This is a genomic window from Dietzia sp. Die43 (genome assembly GCF_024519835.1).
Taxonomy (GTDB): Bacteria; Actinomycetota; Actinomycetes; order Mycobacteriales; family Mycobacteriaceae; genus Dietzia; species Dietzia kunjamensis.
This window is the reverse complement of record NZ_JALJRF010000018.1, coordinates 74,023-97,072: the sequence shown is the minus strand read 5'-3', so window position 1 is coordinate 97,072 and position 23,050 is coordinate 74,023. Positions and strand designations below refer to the sequence as shown.

21 protein-coding genes are annotated in these 23,050 nt (G+C 71.2%); 14 read left to right on the top strand and 7 right to left on the bottom strand.

Annotated elements, in window-relative coordinates; all coding sequences use genetic code 11:
* The 8 genes from NR111_RS15165 to NR111_RS15130 form a co-directional block, all read left to right on the top strand.
* The coding region (locus NR111_RS15165) for an HNH endonuclease signature motif containing protein (protein ID WP_256821298.1) at nucleotides 1–1,224 on the top strand (1,224 nt) is incomplete at its 5' end.
* A gap of 87 nt (nucleotides 1,225–1,311) precedes the next feature.
* Entirely contained in the window at nucleotides 1,312–2,457 is a 1,146-nt protein-coding gene (locus tag NR111_RS15160) for an alkaline phosphatase family protein (RefSeq protein ID WP_256821297.1), read from the top strand.
* 240 nt (nucleotides 2,458–2,697) lie between these two features.
* Nucleotides 2,698–3,879, top strand: a complete 1,182-nt coding sequence (locus tag NR111_RS15155; protein WP_256821296.1) for a zinc-dependent alcohol dehydrogenase — start codon at nucleotides 2,698–2,700, stop codon at nucleotides 3,877–3,879.
* Complete coding sequence (locus NR111_RS15150; RefSeq protein WP_206474322.1) at nucleotides 3,876–4,700, top strand: histidine phosphatase family protein; 825 nt, start codon at nucleotides 3,876–3,878, stop codon at nucleotides 4,698–4,700. Before NR111_RS15155 ends, NR111_RS15150 begins: the two co-directional genes overlap by 4 nt.
* Nucleotides 4,697–5,587, top strand: coding sequence for an NAD(P)H-hydrate dehydratase (locus NR111_RS15145; RefSeq protein WP_256821295.1), 891 nt, complete (start codon nucleotides 4,697–4,699; stop codon nucleotides 5,585–5,587). The genes NR111_RS15150 and NR111_RS15145 overlap by 4 nt, the downstream gene beginning before the upstream one ends.
* Before the next feature lie 24 nt (nucleotides 5,588–5,611).
* On the top strand, nucleotides 5,612–6,151 hold the full coding sequence (locus NR111_RS15140) for a transporter substrate-binding domain-containing protein (protein WP_256821294.1): 540 nt from the start codon (nucleotides 5,612–5,614) through the stop codon (nucleotides 6,149–6,151).
* On the top strand, nucleotides 6,148–7,164 hold the full coding sequence (locus NR111_RS15135; RefSeq protein ID WP_256821293.1) for a cation diffusion facilitator family transporter: 1,017 nt from the start codon (nucleotides 6,148–6,150) through the stop codon (nucleotides 7,162–7,164). Before NR111_RS15140 ends, NR111_RS15135 begins: the two co-directional genes overlap by 4 nt.
* A 39-nt stretch (nucleotides 7,165–7,203) precedes the next feature.
* Complete coding sequence (locus NR111_RS15130; RefSeq protein ID WP_256821292.1) at nucleotides 7,204–7,758, top strand: hypothetical protein; 555 nt, start codon at nucleotides 7,204–7,206, stop codon at nucleotides 7,756–7,758.
* Nucleotides 7,759–7,794: 36 nt separating this feature from the next.
* Here NR111_RS15130 and NR111_RS15125 read toward each other — a convergent pair whose 3' ends face one another.
* The 3 genes from NR111_RS15125 to nadA form a co-directional block, all read right to left on the bottom strand.
* Nucleotides 7,795–8,319 carry a hypothetical protein gene (locus NR111_RS15125; RefSeq protein ID WP_163376499.1) on the bottom strand — a complete coding sequence of 175 codons (525 nt, stop codon included), beginning with the start codon at nucleotides 8,317–8,319 and terminating at the stop codon, nucleotides 7,795–7,797.
* A 64-nt stretch (nucleotides 8,320–8,383) separates the two neighbouring features.
* Nucleotides 8,384–9,289, bottom strand: a complete 906-nt coding sequence (gene nadC, locus NR111_RS15120; RefSeq protein WP_374210743.1) for a carboxylating nicotinate-nucleotide diphosphorylase — start codon at nucleotides 9,287–9,289, stop codon at nucleotides 8,384–8,386.
* Nucleotides 9,286–10,371 (bottom strand): quinolinate synthase NadA, encoded by a 1,086-nt coding sequence (gene nadA / locus NR111_RS15115; protein ID WP_096905622.1) that lies wholly within the window; start codon nucleotides 10,369–10,371, stop codon nucleotides 9,286–9,288. The genes nadC and nadA overlap by 4 nt, the downstream gene beginning before the upstream one ends.
* A 72-nt stretch (nucleotides 10,372–10,443) precedes the next feature.
* On the opposite strand from nadA, the gene NR111_RS15110 reads away from it, so the two are divergent.
* The gene (locus NR111_RS15110) at nucleotides 10,444–11,148 is read left to right on the top strand and encodes an NUDIX domain-containing protein (protein WP_069389992.1); all 705 of its coding nucleotides are present in this window, start codon (nucleotides 10,444–10,446) and stop codon (nucleotides 11,146–11,148) included.
* Here the strand turns inward: NR111_RS15110 and NR111_RS15105 are convergent.
* A complete protein-coding gene (locus NR111_RS15105) occupies nucleotides 11,117–11,752 on the bottom strand; it encodes a hypothetical protein (RefSeq protein WP_069389991.1) in 636 nt (211 codons plus the stop codon). The two genes, NR111_RS15110 and NR111_RS15105, sit on opposite strands and share 32 nt — an antisense overlap.
* A gap of 142 nt (nucleotides 11,753–11,894) precedes the next feature.
* On the opposite strand from NR111_RS15105, the gene NR111_RS15100 reads away from it, so the two are divergent.
* The 3 genes from NR111_RS15100 to treY all read left to right on the top strand — a co-directional run bounded on the left by NR111_RS15100 (nucleotide 11,895) and on the right by treY (nucleotide 18,774).
* Nucleotides 11,895–14,054, top strand: a complete 2,160-nt coding sequence (locus NR111_RS15100; protein ID WP_256821291.1) for an acyltransferase family protein — start codon at nucleotides 11,895–11,897, stop codon at nucleotides 14,052–14,054.
* Nucleotides 14,055–14,170: 116 nt separating this feature from the next.
* A complete protein-coding gene (gene glgX / locus NR111_RS15095; protein ID WP_067713834.1) occupies nucleotides 14,171–16,315 on the top strand; it encodes a glycogen debranching protein GlgX in 2,145 nt (714 codons plus the stop codon).
* Nucleotides 16,316–16,317: 2 nt separating this feature from the next.
* On the top strand, nucleotides 16,318–18,774 hold the full coding sequence (treY, locus tag NR111_RS15090) for a malto-oligosyltrehalose synthase (RefSeq protein ID WP_256821290.1): 2,457 nt from the start codon (nucleotides 16,318–16,320) through the stop codon (nucleotides 18,772–18,774).
* 70 nt (nucleotides 18,775–18,844) lie between these two features.
* Here treY and NR111_RS15085 read toward each other — a convergent pair whose 3' ends face one another.
* Nucleotides 18,845–19,210, bottom strand: coding sequence for an RNA-binding S4 domain-containing protein (locus tag NR111_RS15085; protein WP_256821289.1), 366 nt, complete (start codon nucleotides 19,208–19,210; stop codon nucleotides 18,845–18,847).
* A gap of 198 nt (nucleotides 19,211–19,408) precedes the next feature.
* On the opposite strand from NR111_RS15085, the gene NR111_RS15080 reads away from it, so the two are divergent.
* Nucleotides 19,409–20,101, top strand: coding sequence for a nitroreductase (locus tag NR111_RS15080; protein ID WP_256821288.1), 693 nt, complete (start codon nucleotides 19,409–19,411; stop codon nucleotides 20,099–20,101).
* Between the two features lie 68 nt (nucleotides 20,102–20,169).
* Here NR111_RS15080 and NR111_RS15075 read toward each other — a convergent pair whose 3' ends face one another.
* Nucleotides 20,170–20,409 carry a hypothetical protein gene (locus NR111_RS15075; protein WP_256821287.1) on the bottom strand — a complete coding sequence of 80 codons (240 nt, stop codon included), beginning with the start codon at nucleotides 20,407–20,409 and terminating at the stop codon, nucleotides 20,170–20,172.
* A gap of 4 nt (nucleotides 20,410–20,413) precedes the next feature.
* Nucleotides 20,414–21,091 (bottom strand): YigZ family protein, encoded by a 678-nt coding sequence (locus NR111_RS15070; protein WP_256821286.1) that lies wholly within the window; start codon nucleotides 21,089–21,091, stop codon nucleotides 20,414–20,416.
* Between the two features lie 179 nt (nucleotides 21,092–21,270).
* Here NR111_RS15070 and treZ point away from each other — a divergent pair, with 179 nt between their 5' ends.
* Nucleotides 21,271–23,016, top strand: coding sequence for a malto-oligosyltrehalose trehalohydrolase (gene treZ / locus NR111_RS15065; protein ID WP_256821301.1), 1,746 nt, complete (start codon nucleotides 21,271–21,273; stop codon nucleotides 23,014–23,016).
* Nucleotides 23,017–23,050: the final 34 nt, after the last annotated feature.

The window sequence follows — 23,050 nt, the reverse complement described above, 5'->3', positions numbered from 1 at the left end:
CACAAGGGCGTCGACGGCATGTCCAGCGTCTCGGCGATCCTGGCCACCGAGGAAGCCGCCGTCCTGGCCGAGGCCCTCGACCAGCGCGTGAAAGACCACAAGTACGCCGACGCCCAAGCCGCCGCCAACACCGACGCCGACACCGCCAACCCCGGCGGCGGCGCTGGCGGCTCTGGCGAGGTTGAGGACTACTCGATCGCCGAGCGTCGCGCCGACGCCCTGATGTCCCTGGTGTGCGGCGATCCCCGCCTAGCCGGCACCCCCACCCGCCCCGGCGGGACCGGTGGGGTGGCGTTGCGGCCGAAGGTCACCGTCATCGCCACCGGCAACACCGCCCGCGACGCCGGCGGCGCCCGAGTGGAGTTCACCCGCACCGGCCAGGCCGCCCTGCAGGCCCTGCTCGACATGCTCGCCACCAGCGACGGAGCCACCTTCGAACCCATCGACCCGCGCATCGGGGCCGCCGATGACGCCCGCACCGCCCTGAATTACCGGCCCGGTGCCCAGTTGGCCCGCCGGATCCGGCTGCGGGACGGCACCTGCCGCCACCCCGGCTGTGCGATCCCGGCCGAGGCCTGTGATCTGGATCATGTGGTGCCGTTCGATCACGCCGACCCCCAGCGGGGCGGACACACCATCGAGGGCAACCTGGCCGCGATGTGCCGGCGCCATCACCGGTTCAAGACCTTCTCGGACTGGATCTACGAACTGCAGCCCGACGGCACCCTGCTGGTGCGCACCCCGGGCGGTTCGACCATGCTCACCCGACCCTCCGGCCCGCTCGCCGAGTACCGGCGTGATCAGGCCCGCGCCGAGACCGACGCGTGGACCCGGCAGCAACGCCGCAGCCCCGGGCCCACCGGTGACGAGAAGGCCGACGCCGAGCCGACGTTCTGGTCGCGCCGCGCGGCCCGCCACCGCACCGAACGCCGCAACACCGAACGCGCCCGCACCTTTGACCCCACCCCACCCGTCCCCGGCACCGGGACGGGCGCCAGGACCGGCAAGGCCACCGGGACCGGCACATGCACAGACGCCGCCAGCGCCAGCACCGGCGCGGCCACCGACACCACGCCCGAGAAAGCCACCCCCGCCAGCGCCACCCCCGAGAGCGCCAGCCGCTGGTGGGCCCGCAACAAACCCCACCACAGCGACATCGAAAAAGGCATCCGCGCCCTACTCCACGAACGCCTCGACGAACTCATCGACCCACCACCCTTCTGACACCACGATGGCCGCACCGAGTGAACCGAACCTCCTGGGGGCACGGATTTCCCCCACTCCGAGCGGGTCTTGGGGGATGGTGAGGAGATGAGCGCGATCCCCGCCAACCCGTCTGACGGTTCACTGGCCGACGTCATGCCGTCAGTTGCTGCGGCCCTGGGGCTTGACCTTCGCAACCCCCTGCACCTACCGCCGGCTCGGGACGCAGTACTCGTACTCATCGACGGGCTTGGTGCGGAGCTCATCCGACAGCACGCCGAGGAGGCCCCCACCCTCGCCGCGATGACCAGCCGCATGATTTGCGCAGGTTTTCCCTCGACAACTGCGACCAGCCTGACCAGCCTCGCGGTGGGTGCTCCGTGTTCCAAACACGGCATCGTGGGATACAGCTTCCGGATCTCCGGCGAGTCCGGCGGTCCGCCAGCGTTGTTCAATCCATTGCGGTGGACGGTCGAATCGTCGAGCGGCCCCTCGGCGATGGATCGCTTCCCGCCCCGACAGGTTCAACAACAGCCGAGCATTCTAGAGCTGCTTGCCGCTGACCGGGTCGATGTCACCTACGTCATGCGAGAGGATTTTCGCGAGTCGGGACTGACCCGCGCAGCGTTCCGGGCGGGAGGCGACTATCGGGCGGCGAGCACCCTTGACGAAGTCCGCCAGGGAATACTCGACACCTTCAGTCAGCCATCTCGCGCTCGACGGTTCGCTTACGCCTACTTCGGCGACCTCGATCTCATCGGCCATGTCCACGGGCCAGGGTCTCCCGAGTGGCTGCAGTCCCTGCGCGCAGTGGACAGGTGCGTCGCTGACCTCGCCACTGACCTGCCCCGCGACTGCAGGCTCATCTTGACGGCAGACCACGGGATGGTCACTGCTGAAACCGTTGTCGACATAGACGCGACGCCGACGCTGCTCGCCGACGTCGAGACCGTTGCCGGCGAGCCCCGAGTGCGACACGTCTACGCGCGACCGGGATCGGCCGCCGATGTCCTGGACACGTGGCGATCAGAGTTGGCCGGGCGAGCCCGGGTGATCAGTCGCGAGCAGGCACTCGACGAGCACCTCTTCGGACCCGACCGAGACCACGCCGATCGTCTGGGCGACGTCATCGGCATCGCCGCCGGAGGAGTGATTCTCGCGCGTACACAGCTCGAGAAGATGGAGTCATCCCTGCTCGGCCACCACGGGGCCAACACCGCTGATGAACAACACATTCCGCTGCTCATTCGTTGACCCCGTCCCCGACCCGGCCGACCTCCGGGTCAGCAAGTGACGAGCTCGGTCGGGTCGCTCGAGGTGTCCAGCCTTTCACCGATCTGTTGGCTACTCGCGCCGACGTCCTACGCGCACTGGGCTGACCTCTGGCCGCGGCGACCCGTGCCCGTCCGCTACCGGATGCGGACGCCGCCCTCCGTTATTACCGTCGGAGGCATGCGTGAACGCGCATGGCACGACCAGAGAGGAGCCCCGCACATGAAGGCAGTCACCTGGCACGGCAAGCGCGACGTCCGCGTCGAGGACGTTCCTGATCCGAAGATCCAGGAGCCCACCGACGCGATCGTCAAGATCACGAGCACCAACATCTGCGGATCGGATCTACACCTGTACGAGGTGCTGGGTCCTTTCATGAACGAGGGCGACATCCTCGGCCACGAGCCCATGGGAATCGTCGAGGAGGTCGGCGCCGAGGTGACCGGGCTCAAGCCCGGGGACCGCGTGGTGATGCCCTTCCAGATCTCCTGCGGCCACTGCTACATGTGCGACAAGGGCCTGAACACCCAGTGTGAGACCACCCAGGTCCGAGACCAGGGTACGGGCGCCGCGCTGTTCGGCTATTCGGAGTTGTACGGCAGCGTCTCCGGCGGTCAGGCCGAGTACCTGCGCGTGCCGCAGGCCCAGAACACCCACATCAAGGTGCCGCACGAGCACTCCGATGACCGCTACCTCTACCTGTCCGACGTCCTTCCCACCGCGTGGCAGGCCGTCGAGTACGCCGAGATCCCCGACGGCGGCACGGTCGTCGTGCTGGGCCTCGGGCCCATCGGGGACATGGCCGCGCGGATCGCCGCCCACCGTGGTCACCGTGTGATCGGCGTGGACCCGGTGGCCGAGCGCCGGGCCCGTCAGGCCCACCGGGGGGTGGAGGTCCTCGATCCGACCGACGTTCCCGGCGAGATCGGCGATGCGATCCGCGACATGACCGACGGCCGCGGGCCCGATTCCGTGATCGACGCGGTGGGGATGGAGGCGCATGGCTCGCCGATCGCCAGCGCTGCGCACGCCGCCGTCGGGCTGATGCCGAAGTTCTTCGGCAAGAAGATGATGGAGCACGCCGGGGTGGACCGCCTCGGGGCATTCTACGGGGCGATCGACATCGTGCGCCGCGGTGGGGCCATCTCGCTCTCGGGCGTGTACGGAGGCACCGCCGATCCCATTCCGATGCTGACGTTGTTCGACAAGCAGATCACCCTGAAGATGGGCCAAGCCAACGTCAAGCGCTGGGTTCCGGAGATCATGCCGCTGCTCACCGACGACGATCCGCTGGGCGTCGACGACTTCGCCACCCACCGGCTCCCGCTGGCCGATGCGCCCCGCGCGTACGAAATGTTCCAGAAGAAGGAGGACGGCGCCGTGAAGGTGGTCCTCGAGCCGTGACGGAACTCGCCGGACTCCTCCTGGTCCGCCACGGTCAGAGCGTGGGCAACGTCGCCAATGACAACGCCCGTGCCGCCGGTGCCCACCGTCTCGACCTGGACCACCGTGATGCCGACACCCCGCTGTCGGAGTCGGGAGTGGGACAGGCTCGGGCAGTGGGCGCCTGGCTCGGCGGATTGCCCGAGGACGCCCGGCCGACGGTGTGGCTGACCTCGCCCTATCGCCGTGCGGCGGACACCGCCACGGCTGCGCTCGAGGCGGCCGGCGACATCTCACCGGGCGGCCGGGCGGGTGGCCCCGGGCTGCTCACCGACGAGCGACTTCGGGAGCGCGACCTGGGGATCCTCGACGGGTTCACCGGCCGGGGCATCCGGCAGCGGTACCCGGAGGAGGCCGAGCGACGGGACCGGATCGGCAAGTTCTACTACCGCCCGCCGGGTGGTGAGAGCTGGACCGACGTGTTGCTGCGCGTGCGGTACCTGCTGACGGACCTCCGGCAGCAGTACGCGGGCGAGCGGGTCTGCGTCTTCAGCCACCAGGCCGTGATCATGTGTTTCCGGGTTGCCTTGGAGCAGTTGGCCGAAGAGGAGGTCCTCCGGGTCGACCGCGAGGACCCGCTGCCCAACTGCTCGGTGACGATCTATCGCCAGCGGCAGCTCGCACCGAGGCAGCACCGCCCGGGGCGGCACGAATTGGTGGGGCACCACCCCGGCAGCGCTGGGCTCGAGCTGCATAGCTATGCCGACACGACGGCCGTGGAGCGCGGCCATGCGCCCACCACGCGGGAGTCGCCTTCAGGGAACGAGGAGGCGGCGAGATGAGCGGCGAGGTGAGCAGCGAGTCGGTCCTCTCGCACCATGCGCTGCGGGACTGGGCGCTCCCCTCCCCCGGTGGTGGAAAGGAGGGCCGCGGGCGGGTGCTGGTCGTCGGTGGCAGCAGGTCCACCCCGGGCGCTGTGCTGCTGGCCGCCGAGGCGACGCTGCGGTGCGGGGCCGGCAAACTACAGATCGCCACCGCCGGGTCGGTGTCGTCGTCGCTGGCGATCCACATCCCCGAGTCGAAATCGATCGGTCTGCCCGAGGACGACGCCGGTGAACTCACCGCCGCGGGGGCGGACACGATCGTCGAGCTCGCCGAGCGGTGTGACGCCGTGGTGCTCGGCCCCGGGATCTGCGAGAAGGTCGCAGCGGTGGACTTGCTCTCGGACGTCGTGCCCCGGCTGGACACCACCCTCGTGCTTGACGCGCTGGGGATGGCCTACGTCACCGAGAACCCCGGCGGACTCGCCCACCTCGACGGCCGCGCGGTCCTCAGCCCCAACCCCAAAGAGCTCGCCCGGACCCTCGACGTGCTGGAGGACGACGTGGAGGCCGACACCCCGGGACACGCCGTGGCGCTGGCCGAGCGCGCGGGGGCCGTGGTGGTGACCGGCACCGCGACGTCGTGGATCGCCGCCCCGGACGGCCGACTCTGGCGGGACGAGACCGGTTCGTTCGGGCTGGGGATCTCGGGATCGGGTGACGTCAAGGCCGGGCTCATCGGCGGGCTGCTCGCCCGGGGCGCCGAACCCGCCCAGGCCGCCGCGTGGGCGACCCACAGCCATGGGCGGGCAGGGGAACGATTGTCCGCCCGGATCGGTGCGACCGGCTTCCTCGCCCGCGAACTGCTGGCCGAGATCCCCGGCGTCCTGGTGGAACTCTCGTCCTGAACTGCTCCACGCGGAGGGGGAATCGTGCAGGTCCGAAGCCATCTCGTCGTGCGTCGTCCGTCCCGCAGCCCGGTGTCGACGACCGCCCGCAGCGTCGTCGCCGTTGTTCTCACCTCCGCCGTCACCACCCTCGCGGCCGCATGCGGCGGACCCATACCCAAGGACACCGACGGCAGCCTCGCGCGCATCACCGACGGCGTGCTCCGGGTGGGCGTGTCGGAGAACCCACCGTGGACCGAGGTGTACGACGACGGCCGCGTCGCCGGTCGGGAGGTCGACCTCGTCACCGGTTTCGCCGAAGCCCACGCCGCGGACGTCGAGTGGACGCCGGGCGCGGAGAGCGAACTGGCAATGGCGATGGCCCACGGTGACCTCGATGTGGTCGTGGGTGGGCTGACCTCCGACTCGCCGTGGGAGAAGGAGGTCGCACTGACGAGGCCGTACACCGAGGAGATCACCCCGGACGGGGATACCGAGAAGATGGTGATGGCCACTCCGCTCGGGGAGAACGCGCTGCTGGTGGCGTTGGAGACCTACCTCGCCGAGGCCGGGGGTGCATCGTGAGTGACGAGAGGGCCGGGGGCCGGGGCGAACGCGCGGTGGCGGGCGGGGCCTCGGGGCTCGGTCGCGACGACCTGCCCGTCGAGCAACGGGCAGCGCTGCGCCGGGCGATCCGCCTGGAGTGGGCCACCCTCGCGGTGATGACCGTGACCGTCGCCGCGGTGTACGCGGTGTCGGGTCAGTCGCAGGCGATGAAGGCCGCGTGGATCGAGGACTCGCTGTCGCTGCTCCCGCCGATCGCTTTCCTCGTGGCGATCCGGGTCTCCCGCATGCCGCCGACCGCCCGCTTCCCCTACGGTATGCACCGCTCCGTCGGGATCGGGCACCTCGTCGCGGGGGTGGCGTTGCTCGCGATGGGGGCGTTCCTCGTCGTCGACTCCGGAACGTCTCTGCTGACCCGTGAACGCCCACCGATGGGGGTCGTGGTGATCGGCGGGCAGGTGATCTGGTCCGGGTGGCTGATGATCGCGGTGATGGCGTTGTCCGTCGTCGGGCCGCTCATCCTCGGTCGCATGAAGACCGGTCCCGCCGAGGCGCTGCACGACAAGGTGCTCTACGCCGACGCCGACATGAACCGCGCCGACTGGAAGACCGGACTGGCCACCATCGTCGGTGTGCTGGGCATCTCGCTCGGCCTGTGGTGGGCGGACGCGGTGGCGGCGCTCGTGGTGAGTGCGTCGATCGTCCGGGACGGGTGGTCAAACCTGCGCGGGGCGATCGAGGGACTCGCCGATGCGCGACCCACCCGGTTCGACGGCACGGACCCGCACCCGCTCGTGTACCGGATCGACGAACTGCTGGCGGGCGTCGACTGGGCGGATGACCACGGCGCGCGGGTACGCGACGAGGGGCACGTCTTCCACGTCGAGGCGTTCCTCGTCCCGGCCCGCGGCCGGGAGATCACCGTCGAGCGGCTCGCGGACGTGCGCCGGAGGCTGGCGGAGCTGAGCTGGAAGATCGAGGACGTGGTGGTGACGGTGGTATCGGAGGTACACGACGCCCACCGGCCCTGCTGACCGGCTGCACGTCGTCGCCCGGGCTGGCAGGCTCGGGGTATGACCTCACTCGAGACCATCCGAACCGCCATCGACAGCGCGACCGAGCCCGAGGCGCCGGCGCTGGAGCGTGCCCGCATGATCATCGTGGACAAGCTCGGCGAGCGGGACAGTCTGGCGCTCGACGAGCTCGTCGAATCCGTCTGCGAGGCGTACGAGGCGCCGTCGGGCGAGCCGCTGCGGCTGGTCGACGTGGACCCGTCCGCGCCCGACTCCGACACCCCGGCCCTGCGGAACCTGCGTTACGCCCGCGCCGCGCGCACGGCCATCATCGACCTGCTGGACGAGGGGGCGATCGTGGCCGTCGATCCCCTGCCCGGCGACGGCGAGATGGTCCGCGCCACCGGCGAGGGGGACCCTGCCGGAGGCGGGCCGGGTGATGGCACTGCGGGAGATGGCACTGCGGGACGTACCGGAAGAGACTTCGACGACGACGAGGTCACCGCCGCCAAGGAGACCACCGACGCGGCGGCCGCGAAGGCGGGAGCCGAGGAGATCGTCCTCGCGACGGGCCCGCAGCCCGAGGGGCGGCGGTTCGCGCTCGGGGACCGCTGACCCCCGGCCGGCGGGGTCGGGGCGCGACAGGGACGACTACAGGGTGAGCGTCTCGTCCGGGTGGTCGGTGTCCTTGAGCGGCTTCTGGGCCCCGCCGGACAGGGTGGTCTCACCGATCCGGGCCTCCCGGTAGCGCTCCGCCTGGGCCTGCGTGATGGGCTCGCGGGCGCCGTCCTTGGCGTAGCAGACGGGCAGCCAGGCGCCCTCGTTGTCCAGGCGGGCGACGATGCGCTGCCGGAGCCGGAACGGCTGGATCGAGTCGGACCAGGCGACCAAGAGGTCGAGGTTCGCGCCGCGGGCGTCGGGCGTCGAGTCGGTGCTGCAGAAGTGCTGGACGCTGCGCCACACCGCGAACTGCGCGCCGGTCACCGCGAGCGGATCGACGGTCGGGGCCTTGGCGGCGCGGGCGGACCGAGTCGGCCGGGTGCTCCTGGCGGGTGCGGGCGGAGGCGGCGGCGAGGAGTTCTCCCCGGCCTCCACGCGGCGGCGGGCTTCCTCCATCCGCTGCAATCGTCGTTCCGATGCCGTGCTCTTCTCGCCTGAGTCCCAGAACCCCGTCATGGTCCTCGACTTTACGCGGACCGCGGCCCGTCGCCCGAGCCCGAAGGCGGCGGTGGGGCGTACCTCACATGTCCAGCCCCAGATCGAGCACCGCGACGGAGTGGGTCAGGCCCCCCACGGCCAGGAACTCCACCCCGCAGCGGGCGTAGTCGGCGGCCGCGTCGAGGGTCAGCCCGCCGCTGGACTCCAGCCGGGTGGCCGGTGAGACCGTGTCGCGGCGCTGGACCGCGATCTGGGTCTGCCAGACGGGGAAGTTGTCCAGCAGGACCAGGTCCACGCCCGCGTCCAACATCTGGTCGAGCTGCTCCAGGGAGTCCACCTCGACCTCGCAGGGCAGGTCGGGGAAGCGCTCGCGGACCGCGGCCAACGCCGGGAGCACCCCGCCGGCGGCCACCACGTGGTTGTCCTTGACCAGCACCGCGTCGCCGAGGCCCAGTCGGTGGTTGACCCCGCCGCCGCAGCGCACCGCGTACTTCTGCAGCAGTCGCATGCCGGGCATGGTCTTGCGGGTGTCGCGGACGGCGCAGTCCGTGCCGGCGAGCTCGTCGGCCCACGCCCGGGTCGCGGTCGCCACCCCCGACAGGTGACAGACGAGGTTGAGCAGGGTCCGCTCGGCGGTGAGCAGACCGAGTGTCGGGGCGCTGATCTCGGCCACCACGTCGCCGGCCGAGACGCGGTCTCCGTCGCGGGCGTGGCGCGTCACCGAGAAATCCGCCCGCCCCGGCTCGGCCCGGCCGAGCACCTCGGCCAGGACCATCTCGATCAGCGGCAGCCCGGCCACCACGCCGTCGGAGCGGGTCGCGAGGCGGGCCGTGGCACGGGCGTCCGCGGGCACCGTCGCCAGCGACGTGGCATCCGGGCCGTATCGCAGGTCCTCCTCGAGGGCACGACGGACCGCGATCAGGGCGTCCGCACGGGTGTCGGGATCGAAGAGCTCGTCGTCGTCGGCCCCGGGTGCAGCGCCGCTCACTCCCCCGACCCCGGGTTGCCGATGGCGATCATCCGCTCGACGGACCCGCGCGCGGCCTCGGCCGTGGCGGGATCGACGTGCACCTCGTCGGCACCCTCGACGAGGGCGCGCAGGAGCGCGGCCGGGGTGATCATCTTCATGTAGGGGCAGCTGGCCTGGTCGTTGACCGGCAGGAAGTCGATCTCGGGCGCGGCCTTGCGCAGCTGGTGGATCATCCCGATCTCGGTCGCCACGAGGACCTCGCTGGCCCCCGAGGCGCGGGCGGCGTCGACCATCCCTCCGGTGGACAGGATCTTGACCTGATCGGCGGGGACCGCACCCTCGGTGGCCAGGTGCAGGGCGCTCGTCGCGCAGCCGCACTCGGGGTGGACGAACAGCTCGGCACCCGGGTGGGCCTCCGACTTGGCGGTGAGCTGGTCACCGTTGATCGCCGCGTGGACGTGGCACTCGCCCGCCCACACGAGGACGTTCTCGCGGCCCGTCTTGCGCCGGACGTGCGCACCGAGGAACTGGTCGGGAAGGAACAGCACCTCGCGGCCCGGGTCGATCGACTCGACGACCTCGACCGCATTGGAGCTCGTGCAGCAGATGTCGGTGAGGGCCTTCACCGCGGCGGTGGTGTTGACGTAGGAGACCACCACGGCGTCCGGGTGCTCGGACTTCCACTCGGCCAACTGCTCGGCGGTGATGGAATCGGCCAGTGAGCAGCCCGCGGCCTCGTCGGGGATGAGGACGGTCTTGTCCGGGGAGAGGATCTTGGCGGTCTCCGCCATGAAGTGGACGCCGCAGAAGATGATGGTCGACTGCTCGGCCTCCGCGGCGATGCGCGACAGGGCCAGGGAGTCCCCCACGTGGTGGGCGATGTCCTGGATGGCGGGGACCTCGTAGTTGTGGGCGAGGATCACCGCGTCGCGCTCGGCGGCGAGGCGGCGGATCTCGGCGGCCCACTCCGAGTCGGGCTCGACGCCCGTGTACACCGAGCCGTCATGGCGGATCCTCGCGGCCAGGGGCGAGTCGAGCCGCCCGACGGTGGTGTCCGGCCGCGGCGCGACCGTCGTGCCGTGTCCTGTGGCAGTGCTCATCGCTGCCCCCTCCCGGGTCGTTTCTCCGGGCCGATACGCCACCGGCCCCGTTTTCGACTTACAATCGAAAACATGATGCAGTGTAACACCGGTCACGAGGTGCTCGTCGTGGTGACCCAGGTCCGGCCGACCCCCGGCTCCACTGCACCGGCGCTCCACGTGATGCTGTGGCAGCACTCGCTCGGGCCGGCCGCCGGCCGGTGGGCGCTACCCGGCGGTGAGGTCCGCGACGACGAGGACCTGCCCGCCTCCGCCACCCGGCAGCTCGCCGAGAAGGTCGACGTGCGCTCGCTCAGCCACCTGGAATCGGTCGCGGAATTCTCGGACCCCGCCCGCATACCCGGCCGGCGCGTGTTCGCCTCCGGATTCCTCGGTGTCCTGCCCAGCGATGCGGATCCCGCCATCCCCGACGACACCGCCTGGTTCCGGGTCGACCATCTCCCCGACACCGTCTACGACCACGCCGAGATCGTCGCCCGCGCCCGCGCCCGCCTCGCCGCCAAGCTCTCGTATTCCACCCTGGGGTTCGCCCTGGCGCCCGTGGAGTTCACGCTGTCGCACCTCGCGCAGCTCTACGGCGCCGCCCTCGGCCACCCGGTGGACCCGACCAACCTCCAGCGCGTCCTGACCCGCCGCGGTGAGCTCGTGCGGTGCGGACGCAGCGCTCCCCCCGGGCCCACGGGCGGCCGGCCGGCGGCGCTGTACACGTTCGCAGAACGGCGCCTCCGGATCACCGACCAGTTCGCTACGCTGCGGCCGCCGGCGGGGGTGGGCTGACGGGTGCCTCGGGGTCGTCGAGGTACGCCAGCACCGCCACCGTGAACGCCGCGATCATCACCCCGAACACCACCCAGTCGAGACCCGGCGGGAACCAGTCCCATGACGGGCCGGACGTGCCGAAGACCATGCGGTCGAAGAACAGACTCCCGACCGCCGGAGCCTGCCGGACCACCTCGCCGTAGGGGACGTCGTCCGGGGGCGCCGCGACCACGTCTGCCAGAGGCGTCGCGGCCGCAGCCGCGATCGCGCAGGCCACACCCGGCAGCAGCACGAGCGCCGGGACGCCATCCGGCCGCCGCAGGTGCGGGTGACGCCGCCACAGGACCATGACCGCACACACGGTCGCGAACCCCGACAGGACAATGAACACGAGCAGCTGGCTGCCACCGTCCACCCCCGAGTCCGGTAGCCGGAGACCCCGGCCGTCACCGACCGACAACAGCTCCGCCCGGGGCGCCGCGACGATCCACAGCAGCAGCGCGACCACGAACGGGCCCACCACGCCGAGCAGGGTCGACGCCGCGAATCGGGCCGCACCGCCGCGGTGCGGGGCCGTGGTCGACGACGGCGGGGACGACGATGTCGACGACGGGCTGGTCATGCGCACGGACTGTACCAACGCCGGTGGTGCCGACCCGTTGTGGTGTAATCGGACCCGGCTCCGCCGGTGTACGGCACGGTGCCCGGACGCCGGGCCGGGCCCCCACCGACCCACCGGACGACACGTCAGGAAGTACCCGCCAGTGGCCACCATCTCTCCTCCCGCGCCCGCTGGGCGGCGCCGCGGGAAGATGGCCTACCGACACGACATCGACGGGTTGCGTGGCCTCGCGATCGCGCTGGTGGTGGTCTTCCACATCTGGATGGGCCGCGTCTCCGGCGGCGTGGACGTCTTCCTCACCCTGTCCGGCTTCTTCTTCCTCGGCTCGCTCCTGCGCGGCGCCGGCGACCCCGGCACGCCGCTCTCCCCGCTTCCCCACCTGAAGCGGCTTGTCCGCAGGCTGTACCCGGCGCTGGTGGTGACGATCGCCGCCACCGTGCTGGGCACGGTGCTCGTCAAGCCGCCCACCCAATGGTCGACGATCTTCGAGCAGACCGTCGCCTCGCTGCTGTACTACCAGAACTGGGAACTGGCGCTGACCGCGTCCGACTACGTCGCCGCCGACGCGACCATCTCCCCGCTGCAGCACCTGTGGTCCATGTCCGTGCAGGGCCAGTTCTATGTGGTCGCCCTGGCGGTGATCCTGGGCGGGACCGCCCTCTGGCGCCTGATCGTCCGCAGGGGCACTCCGAAATGGCTTCTCGTGGGCATCGTCGCCGCGGGCACCGCCGCCTCGGTGTGGTGGGCCGTCCTCGGACAGGCCGACAATCAGGCGTGGAACTACTACGACACCGGCGCCCGCATGTGGGAACTGCTCATCGGCGGCCTGGTGGCCATCCTGCTGGCCGGAATCGTCCTGCCGTGGCCCCTGCGGCTGCTCACCACCGTCGCCGGACTCTTCCTGGTGGTGAGCACCGGCTTCTTCTTCGACGGCGCCGCCCACTTCCCCGGCCCGCTCGCCTGGTACCCCATCGGCGGCGCCCTGCTCATCATCCTCGGCGGCAACCTCCCGGTCGGGCAGCGCGCCACCCCGGCCAAGGACCCCGTCACCTGGCTCCTGTCCGGACGGGTGTTCCGGCGGCTCGGCGACATCTCCTACTCGCTGTACCTGTGGCACTGGCCGCTGCTCATCCTGTGGCTGTCCCACGACCGCGAAGCCGAGATCACGCTGGTCTCCGGCCTGACCATCATCGTCGTCTCGCTCGTGCTGGCGCTCCTCACCGAGAAGTACGTCGAGCGCCCGCTCCGCATGGCCAGCCGGGCGCGGGGACGCACCACCCCGGCGGCGGCGGCACGCGACCGGCAGCGGGGCGGCCCGGCCCGTTCGGCCCGTGAGCAGAAGCGATTCGTGGGGGCGAGCGTCGTCGTCGTCGTCGCCGTCGTCGCCAGCCTGGGGACCGTCAGCTGGTGGAGCGCCACCTCCGGCTCCCGTTCGTCCGTCCCGTACGTCGACTCCCTCACCGACCCGGACCACCCCGGAGCGCGGGCGTTCTTCGAGGGCGTCCCCGCACCCGACGACGCCCCCTACGTACCCTCCCTGCTCCAGGTCGGCAATGACCTCCCCGCCAGCACCATGGACGGCTGCATCTCGACCTTCGAGTCGACGGAGGTCGAGATGTGCGTGTACGGCGACGTCACCTCCCCCCGCACCATCGCGCTCACGGGCGGGTCGCACGCCGAACACTGGATCAGCGGCCTCGACGAGGTCGGCCGGCATTACGGCTTCCGGGTGGTCACCGTCCTCAAGATGGGCTGCCCCCTCACGCTCGACGCCTCGGTCTCCGACGGCGACGAACCGCTGTACGAGAGCTGCGCGGAGTGGACCCCGGAGGCACTCGCCGCCCTCGTCGGACTGGATCCCGACTTCGTGTTCACCACGGCCACCCGCCCGGTCGGGGTCGTGGGCCCCGACGTCACGCCGCGCCAATACGTCGACCTGTGGCGCGCGCTCGGCGAGCAGGGCATCGGCGTCATCGCCATCCGCGACACCCCGTGGCTCAACCAGGGACGCGGACCCATCCGCGCCAGCGACTGCCTCGGCGCCGGCGGCACCCCGGAAGAGTGCGGCATGCCGCGGGAGCGCTCCATCTCCCCGATCACCCCCGCCGCGATCGCCGCCGCGGGCCTCGACTCGGTGCGGCTGCTCGACCTCACCGACGGCCTGTGCGACCCCGAGGACTGCCCCGCCGTGGTGGGCAACGTGATCGTCTACCACGACTCCCACCACCTCTCGGGTTCGTGGGTCCGGTCCGCCTCCGGGGAGCTGGCGCGTCAGCTGGGGCCCGCGACCGGCTGGTGGTGAACAGCTGGCGGTGAACGGCCGGCGGTGACCTGCTTGCGGGTGGCCGACGGAGCCCACGACCCGCCTCCGCCTGCACGGCCACGTCCGGACGGCCCTCAGGCACTACCCTGGGTCGGGTGACCCAAGACGACGAGACGCAGTCCGCCCCGGAGCTCATCCGAGCCTGGCCCGGTACCCCCTACCCGCTGGGGGCCACCTACGACGGCACCGGCACGAACTTCTCCCTGTTCTCAGAGGTCGCCGAGCGCGTGGAGCTCTGTCTGATCGACGACGACGGCGGCGAACAGCGTATCGAGCTCGTCGAGGTCGACTACCACATCTGGCACTGCTACCTGTTCGGCGTGACGCCCGGTCAGCGGTACGGGTTCCGCGTCCACGGTCCGTACGAACCCTCCGACGGGCTGCGGTGTGACGCGTCCAAGCTGCTCATGGACCCGTACGGCAAGGCCTTCGACGGCTCCTTCGACGGGGACCCGAGTTTGCACAGTTACGACCTCGACAACCCGGACGAGCGCAACACCGACGACTCCCTCGGGCACACCATGACCACCGTCGTGATCAACCCGTACTTCGACTGGGGCAACGACCGCGCCCCCGGGCACGAGTACCACAACACGGTGATCTACGAGGCGCACGTCAAGGGCATGACCGCGACGCACCCGGACATCCCCGCCGAGATGCGCGGCACCTACGCGGGGATGGCCCACCCGGCGATCATCGACTACCTCACCGACCTGGGCGTCACCGCCATCGAACTCATGCCGGTGCACCAGTTCATGCAGGATCAACGACTCATCGACATGGGCCTGCGCAACTACTGGGGCTACAACAGCTTCGGGTTCCTGGCGCCCCACAACGAGTACGCGTTCTCCGACCGGCCCGGCGACGCGGTCAGCGAGTTCAAGGCCATGGTCAAGGCGTTCCACGAAGCCGATATCGAGGTGATCCTCGACGTGGTCTACAACCACACCGCCGAGGGCAACCACATGGGCCCCACCATCGGCTTCCGCGGTATCGACAACCAGGCCTACTACCGGCTGGTCGAGGGCGACGAGCAGCACTACATGGACTACACGGGCACCGGGAACACGCTCAACGTCCGGCACCCGCACTCCCTGCAGCTCATCATGGACTCGCTGCGCTACTGGATCCTCGACATGCACGTCGACGGGTTCCGCTTCGACCTCGCCTCCGCCCTGGCGCGCGGCCTGCACGACGTCGACCGGCTGTCCTCGTTCTTCGACCTCGTCCAGCAGGACCCCATCGTCAGCCAGGTCAAGCTCATCGCCGAACCGTGGGACGTCGGCGAGGGCGGCTACCAGGTGGGCAACTTCCCACCGCTGTGGACCGAGTGGAACGGCCAGTTCCGCGACACGGTGCGCGACTTCTGGCGCGGCGAGCCCGCGACCCTGGGCGAGTTCGCCTCGCGCCTGACAGGGTCCTCGGACCTGTACGAGCACACCGGTCGTCGTCCCAACGCGTCGATCAACTTCGTCACCGCCCACGACGGGTTCACGCTCAACGACCTGGTGAGCTACAACGAGAAGCACAACGACGCCAACGGTGAGGACGGCAACGACGGCGAGAGCCACAACCGCTCCTGGAACTGCGGGGTCGAGGGCCCCACCGACGACCCCGAGATCGTCCAGCTGCGCCACCGCCAGCGGCGCAACCTCCTCACCACGTTGATCCTGTCGCAGGGCACGCCGATGATCGCCCACGGCGACGAGATCGCCCGCACCCAGGGCGGCAACAATAACGTCTACTGCCAGGACAACGAGATCTCCTGGATGGACTGGGACCTGGACGAGGAGAAGCAGGACCTCCTGGATTTCACCCGGAACCTGGTCCAGCTGCGCAAGGACCACCCCGTGTTCCGTCGCCGCCGGTTCTTCGGCTCCCCGCTGCGGGGTGAGGAGGAACCGCAGGACATCGGGTGGTTCACCCCGGAGGGCTCGGAGATGACCAGTAAGGACTGGGACTCCGGGTTCGGAAAGTCCATGGCCGTGTACCTCAACGGTGAGGGGATCCACGAGCCGGACGTGCGCGGTCAGCGGATCGTGGACGATTCGTTCCTCATGCTGTTCAACGCCCACCACGAGCCCATCGAGTTCTCCCTGCTCGGCGCCGACTACGCCGAGAAGTGGGAGGTCGTCCTGGACACCGCCGACCATCTCGAGGAGCGCGCGGACGAGTTAAGCTCGGACGGCACCATCACCGTGGCCGACCGCGGCACGATCGTGCTGCGCAAGGTCAGCTGAGCATGGCCGCCGAGGACGAGACAGGGACCGGGGCCGGGGCCGGGCCGAGCCGGGGCGCCGCGCTGGCGAGCACCTACCGCCTCCAGCTGCGCACCCCCGCCTCGGACCCCGACGGCCGAGGCTTCACCCTGGCCGACGCCGAGGAGCTCGTGCCCTACCTGGCCGACCTCGGCGTGGGCGCGGTGTACCTCTCGCCCGTCATGACCGCCACTCCCGGCTCCACCCACGGCTACGACGTCGTGGACCCCACCACCGTCTCGGCCGAACTCGGCGGGATCGACGCACTGCGCTCCCTTCGCGCGGCGTGCCGGGCCCACGAGCTGGGCCTGGTGGTGGACATCGTCCCGAACCACCTCGGTGTGGACGAGCCGGCCGCCAACCCGTGGTGGTGGGACGCGCTGAGGCGGGGCCCCGACTCGCCGCACTTCTCGTTCTTCGACTTCGACACCGAGGAGGCGAACGGGGCCGACGGCAGGATCGCGATCCCCGTCCTGGGGACACCGGACGATGTGGCGGACCTCGTCGTCGTCGCCCCCGGAGACTCGCCCTCCGGCGAGGCCGAGCTGCACTTCTACGACCACCGGTTCCCGGTGGCCCCCGGCACCGGGGACGGCACCGCCCGCGAGGTCCACGACCGCCAGCACTACCGGCTCGTCCACTGGCGCGAGCCGCTGCTGGGCTACCGGCGGTTCTTCACCGTCACCGGGCTCGCCGGGCTGCGCCAGGAGGACCCCGAGGTCTTCGAGGCCACACACGCCGAGGTGCGGCGCTGGTGCGAGGAGGACCTCGTCGACGCCATCCGCGTCGACCACCCCGACGGACTGTCCGACCCGGTCGGGTACGCGCGGCGGCTGCGGGCACTCGCCGGCGACGACCGCGTCCTGCTGGTCGAGAAGATCCTCGCGCCCGGTACCGAATCGACCCCACCCGAGGTCCTCGAACCCGCCATGCCCGTCGACGGCACCACCGGCTACGACGCCCTGCGGTTCATCGATCAGCTGCTCGTCGACGCCTCCGGCGAGGCCCGGCTGTCCGAGCTCGCCCGGCGGTACACCGGCGACCCCGGTGACGAGGAGCAGGTGCACGCGCAGTCCGCCGAGGTCAAACGGCAGATCGTGGCGGAGGACCTGGCGCCCGAGCTCGCGAGGTTGGCGCGCGCGGTTCGTCGCGAGGTGGCGGTCGGGCTGGACGGCCCGGCGAGCGACGACGTCGACGAGGCCGCCCTCCGGGAGACGCTGATCTCCGTCGTCGCGCGCACGCCGTACTACCGGGCCGACTACCCCGTCCTGCGCGGCACCCTGCCCACGATCCTGGGGGGACTGCGCCGCGACCGGCCCGAACTGGTGCCCGCCCTGGGGCTCGTCGCCGCAGCACTGGCCCGCGGCGGCGAGGCCTCGACCCGGCTCGCGCAGGTCACCGGCGCCGCCACCGCCAAGGCCGAGGAGGACCGGCTGTTCTACCGGCTCGCGCGACTGGTCTCGCTCAACGAGGTCGGCGGCTCGCCCGGCCGGATGGGGATGCCCGTCGAGGCGTTCCACCTCGCCATGGCCGAACGGGCCCGCTCCACCCCGCTGGCGATGACGGCGCTGAGCACCCACGACACCAAGCGCGGAGAGGACGTCCGCGCCCGGATCTCGGTGCTCTCGCAGCTCCCCGAGGAGTGGGCCGACCTCGTCACGCGCGTGTTCGACGAGTTCCCGCCGCCCGCCGAGGACGCGGGCTACTTCCTCCTCCAGGTGATTGTGGGCGTCTGGCCCGAGCTGGGCGGGCCCACAGACGACCTGCGGTCGCGCCTGCACGACTACGCCGACAAGGCCCTGCGTGAGGCCGCCGTGCACACCACCTGGACCGATCAGGACGCCGACTTCGAGTCCGGTGTGCACCGGTGGATCGACACGCTGATCGACTCCGGCGGCGGGCTGCTGGGGCCGTTCGTCGAGCGCATCGCCCCGGCCGGCCGCGACAACTCGCTGGTCGCCAAGGCCGTGCAGTTGCTCGGCCCCGGCATCCCGGACGTCTACCAGGGCACGGAGGTGTGGGAGGACTCGCTCGTCGACCCGGACAACCGCCGGTTCGTGGACTACGGGCCACTGCGCTCCGGCGCCGTCGCCCGTGCGGGACACCCCAAATTCGTGCTGGTGCGCGAGCTGCTGCGGTTGCGGCGGGCGCATCCGGAGGCCCTGACCGGCGGGGCGTACGTGCCGCTGCCCGTGCAGGGACCGGCCGCCTCGGACGTGGTGGCGTTCACCCGGTCCGTCGACGGACGGCCGGCGGTCGGCATGATCGCGCAACGGCGTACCGCGGTGCTGCCCGCCGAGGAGTTCACCGGGACCGTGGTGCTGCTACCGCAGGGGACCTGGGCGGTCCGCCCGGCCGGGACGCCGCTCTCGGGCCGCGTCGATCTCGGCGAGCTGCTGAGTGAGTCGGCGGTCGTGGTGATCGTCCGCGAGGGCGACTGACCGGCAGACCTGCGGGGGCGCGGCGGCGGCGCGGCGGCGCGGCGGCACGGGGGCCTCAGTCGCGGGGCCCTCAGTCGCGGCCCAGCAGTCGGTCGGTCTCGCGGCGCTCCCGCTTGGTGGGCCGCCCGGCTCCCCGCTCCCGCCGCGGCTGGGAGTCCAGGACCTCCTTGGGCGGCGGCGGGGGCGAGTGATCGATGTAGCAGGTCGCGGCCACCGGCGCACCGACCCGCTTGTTGATGGTCGTCACCACCTCGAGGATGCGGACCCGCCCCAGTGTGCCGGTGACCTGCACGCGGTCGCCGGGAACGACGGGCTTCGACGGCTGCACCGCCTCGCCGTTGACCTTGATGTGCCCACCGCGGCAGGCGGCCGCCGCCTTGGTCCGCGACGGGAACAACCGCACCGACCAGGTCCACGCGTCCACCCGAACACTCATGGCCCGAGGATAGCTGTGGCCGCCAGGGGCGCCTGAAATCCACCGACCTTTGTGCGATCCACCGATCCGTGTGCGGGTGGGGCTGGCGAGGCGCCGGTGGCAGCGCTGGCGGCTACCGCCCCTGCCAAGCCCGCCCGGGGCCCGTGCGAGACTGGGATCACATCGCGCCTCGCGCCCCGCCGCCCACCTGGAGGACCCATGACCGACGCCGCCGCCACGCTCGACGCCGCCGCCACGCTGGAGCAGCTCCTCGACGCCCGCTACAGCTGCCGGGGATTCACCTCCGAGCCGGTCCCGGAGGAGACGATCGACCGGATCTTCCGCATGGCCCAGCGCACCGCATCGTGGTGCAACTCGCAGGCATGGCAGGTCGAGCTGGTGACGGGGCAGGCGACGGCCGCGTTCGGCAAGCACCTCACCGACCATGTGCTCTCCAACGACATGCGCTCGGATTTTCCCGCCCCGGAGCGGTATGACGGTGTGTATGGCGACCGCCGCCGGGCGAGCGGCTTCGGGCTCTACTCGGCGCTCGGCATCGAGCGGTCTGACAAGGACGCCCGGCTGCGTCAGATGCTGGAGAACTACCGCTTCTTCGGCGCCCCGCACGTCGCGGTGATCACCTCGGACGCGGGCCTGGGCACGTACGGGGCGGTGGACTGCGGTGGTTATGTCTCGACGTTCCTGGCAGCTGCCACGTCACTGGGAGTGGCCACCTGCGCCCAGGCCGCGATCGCCCTCTACTCGGACGCGGTCCGCGAGCACCTGCAGATCCCCGAGGACCGGCTCATCGTGTGCGGGATCTCGTTCGGTTACGCCGACGCCGACCACCCGGCCAACACGTTCAGGGCCGAGCGCGCCGACCTGACCGACGTGGTTCGCCGCCACGGCTGAGCCCGGAGCGGCCGGCTCGCCCCGCGGTCGAGTCCGCCCGCGGAGTAGCCGGCCCGTCCCGGCTGGTCTCAGTACAGCTCGCGCTTCTGCCCGGACTTGCCGGAGATGGCCTTGCGGACCTTGTTGCCGTTGTAGATCGCCACGATCGCGGCCAGGATAGCCACCACCGTGAAGAACGAGCTCGCGAAGAGCGCGATGGGCAGCGACACAGCCGTCACACCCAGCGCGATCGCGGTCGTGCGCGCATCCTTGCGGACCTGCTGCTTCTGCTGCTCGATCGAATTCGGCTGGTAGGGCTGCATGCTCATGTAGTCAGGATTCCATATCCCGGCGAACTGCCGCGTTCTCGGTGGTGGCCACACCCGCGGACTCCCATTCGACCCCGCCCGAGGTGCGGGCGGCGAGGATCGGGCCGAGCACGTCGATCTGGCCGGCGACGGTCAACCGCACCCGCCGGCCGTAGTCGACGTCCATCACCCGGGCCCCGGCGGAGCGCAGCGCGCCCTCAAGTCCGCCGGCCACCGCGTGGTCGACCTCGGCCGTCCACCCGGGGGTGCTGGTGACCTCCGCGACACGACCGTCCCGCCACGCGGAGTCGACCGCCTCGGACACCGCCGCCGAGTAGGCCCGCGCCAGCCCGCCGGTGCCCAGCTTGGTGCCGCCGAACCACCGCACGACCACGGCGCACACCCCGGTCAGGCCACTTCCCCGCAGCACGTCCAGCATGGGTGTCCCGGCGGTGCCGGAGGGCTCGCCGTCGTCGTTTGACCGCTCGATTCGGCTGGCCCCGGGAACGTCCACGATGAAGGCACTGCAGTGGTGGCGAGCCGACGGGTGCGCGGCCCGGAGTTCGGCGATCAGGGCGCGGGCGTCCTCCTCGTCGTCGCACCGTCTCAGCACGGCCACGAACCTGGAGCGTTTCTCCTCGTACTCCCCCCTCACGTCCGGTCCGGCGGTGAGCCGGAGCACGCGGGGCGGGGAGTCGGTCATGTCCCCAGTATCGCCGTTGGTCGTGGATGGGCACAGGTCGGCCGACGGTGGTCGCTCGCCTCTCCCCGCGGCGGCACGTTTTCCCTACGCTGGGCGGTGTGACCTCACCGAGCCAAGCGACCCCGACCGACACGAGCGCGCCCGCAACGACCGTCCCCGCCGCCACCCCGCGCGACGAGATGTTCTCCGTCTGGGCGCCCGAGGCCCGCGCGGTGGGGCTGGTGCTGGACTCCCCCGACTCCGACCCTGTTCCGATGCGACGCGCCCCGGGCGGCTGGTGGACGTCCGGCACCCCCCGGGAGCAGGGCAGGGACTACGGGTTCGTGGTGACCGGCGACGACGACGAGGTCAGCCCGCCGCGGCCCGACCCGCGGTCGCCGCGTCAGCCGAACGGGGTCCACGGGCTGTCTCGGGTACACCGCCTCGAGGAGTCCCGCTGGACGGACCAGGCGTGGACGGGACGGCAGCTGGCCGGATCGGTGATCTACGAGATGCACGTGGGCACGTTCTCGGCCGGCGGGACGCTGACCAGCGCGATCGAGCACCTCGACGAGCTGGTCGAGCTGGGCGTGGACATGGTCGAGGTGATGCCGCTCAACGCGTTCAACGGCGAGTACGGCTGGGGCTACGACGGGGTGGCGTGGTTCGCGGTGCACGAGCCGTACGGAGGGCCGGACGCGTTCCAGCAGTTCGTCGACGCCTGCCACGCTCGCGGGTTGGCCGTGTGTCTGGACGTGGTCTACAACCACCTGGGCCCGTCCGGGAACTACCTGCCGGAGTTCGGGCCGTACCTGTCGGCCGCGGACGGGCCGTGGGGGTCCGGGCTCAATCTGGACGGTGAGCACTCGGGCGAGGTGCGGCGGTACATCATCGACAACGCGCTGCGCTGGTTCGACGAGTTCCACGTGGACGCGCTGCGGCTGGATGCGGTGCACGCGCTGCACGACGCCTCGGCGGTGCATCTGCTGGAACAGTTGGCGGTGGAGGTGGAGTCGCTGGCGACCCATCTCGGACGGCCGTTGTCGCTGGTGGCGGAGTCGGATCAGAACGATCCGCGGACGGTCACCGCGCGTGAGGGCGGCGGCATCGGGCTGGACGGGCAGTGGGACGACGACGTGCACCACGCCGTCCACGCCGCCGTGTCCGGGGAGCGCCAGGGCTACTACGCCGACTTCGGGTCGCTCGAGTCGCTGCGGCAGGTGCTCACCGGGGCATTCCTGCACGCCGGGACCTACTCGGCGTTCCGTGGGCGTGTGCACGGGCGGCCGCTGGACGTGGGCCGGGTGCCGGGGTCGCGCTTCGTGGCCTACACGCTGACGCACGACCAGGTGGGCAATCGCGCGGCCGGCGATCGGCCGTCGATGAACCTCACTCCGCAGCAGCAGCTGGCCAAGGCCGCCATCGTCCTCTGTTCGCCCTTCACCCCGATGCTGTTCCAAGGCGAGGAGTGGGGCGCGCGGACGCCGTTCTGCTTCTTCACCTCTCATCCCGAGCCCGAGCTGGCCGAGGCGGTCCGCCAGGGCCGGACCCGCGAGTTCGCAGCGATGGGCTGGGATCCGGACACGGTGGCGGACCCGCAGGATCCGGAGACGTTCCGTCGCTCGGTGCTCGACCGCGCGGAGCAGACGGCCGATGAGCACGCCGAGATCCTGCGGACCTACCGCGCGCTCATCGCCCTACGGAAGGCCGAGCCGGAGCTCAGCGACCCGTGGCTGGGCTCGGTCCGGGTGGACTGCGGCGTGGAGGCCGACGACAACCGCTGGCTCGTGGTCCACCGCGGGTCGCTGGCGCTGGTGGTGAACCTGGGCACCGAGCCGTCACGGGTCCCGCTGGCCGGCGAGGCGGTGTTCGCCTCGGGGGCGGTCGCCGACGACGACTCGGTGTTCTGCCAGGCGTTCGGCTTCGCGGTGCTGCGGACGCGCTGAGACGACGTCACGGTGGACGCCGCCCGCGCGTGAA

What these genes read in the sequence shown, in the direction of transcription:
- NR111_RS15125 (WP_163376499.1), bottom strand. Translation starts at nt 8,319, where the DNA reads ATGACGGGGTTCTGGGACTCAGGCGAGAAGAGCACGGCATCGGAACGA.
- NR111_RS15070 (WP_256821286.1), bottom strand. Translation starts at nt 21,091, where the DNA reads ATGACCGACTCCCCGCCCCGCGTGCTCCGGCTCACCGCCGGACCGGAC.
- NR111_RS15085 (WP_256821289.1), bottom strand. Translation starts at nt 19,210, where the DNA reads ATGAGTGTTCGGGTGGACGCGTGGACCTGGTCGGTGCGGTTGTTCCCG.
- NR111_RS15110 (WP_069389992.1), top strand. Translation starts at nt 10,444, where the DNA reads ATGATGCAGTGTAACACCGGTCACGAGGTGCTCGTCGTGGTGACCCAG.
- NR111_RS15075 (WP_256821287.1), bottom strand. Translation starts at nt 20,409, where the DNA reads ATGAGCATGCAGCCCTACCAGCCGAATTCGATCGAGCAGCAGAAGCAG.
- treY (WP_256821290.1), top strand. Translation starts at nt 16,318, where the DNA reads ATGGCCGCCGAGGACGAGACAGGGACCGGGGCCGGGGCCGGGCCGAGC.
- NR111_RS15080 (WP_256821288.1), top strand. Translation starts at nt 19,409, where the DNA reads ATGACCGACGCCGCCGCCACGCTCGACGCCGCCGCCACGCTGGAGCAG.
- nadA (WP_096905622.1), bottom strand. Translation starts at nt 10,371, where the DNA reads ATGAGCACTGCCACAGGACACGGCACGACGGTCGCGCCGCGGCCGGAC.
- NR111_RS15105 (WP_069389991.1), bottom strand. Translation starts at nt 11,752, where the DNA reads ATGACCAGCCCGTCGTCGACATCGTCGTCCCCGCCGTCGTCGACCACG.
- NR111_RS15130 (WP_256821292.1), top strand. Translation starts at nt 7,204, where the DNA reads ATGACCTCACTCGAGACCATCCGAACCGCCATCGACAGCGCGACCGAG.
- NR111_RS15155 (WP_256821296.1), top strand. Translation starts at nt 2,698, where the DNA reads ATGAAGGCAGTCACCTGGCACGGCAAGCGCGACGTCCGCGTCGAGGAC.
- NR111_RS15160 (WP_256821297.1), top strand. Translation starts at nt 1,312, where the DNA reads ATGAGCGCGATCCCCGCCAACCCGTCTGACGGTTCACTGGCCGACGTC.
- NR111_RS15145 (WP_256821295.1), top strand. Translation starts at nt 4,697, where the DNA reads ATGAGCGGCGAGGTGAGCAGCGAGTCGGTCCTCTCGCACCATGCGCTG.
- treZ (WP_256821301.1), top strand. Translation starts at nt 21,271, where the DNA reads ATGTTCTCCGTCTGGGCGCCCGAGGCCCGCGCGGTGGGGCTGGTGCTG.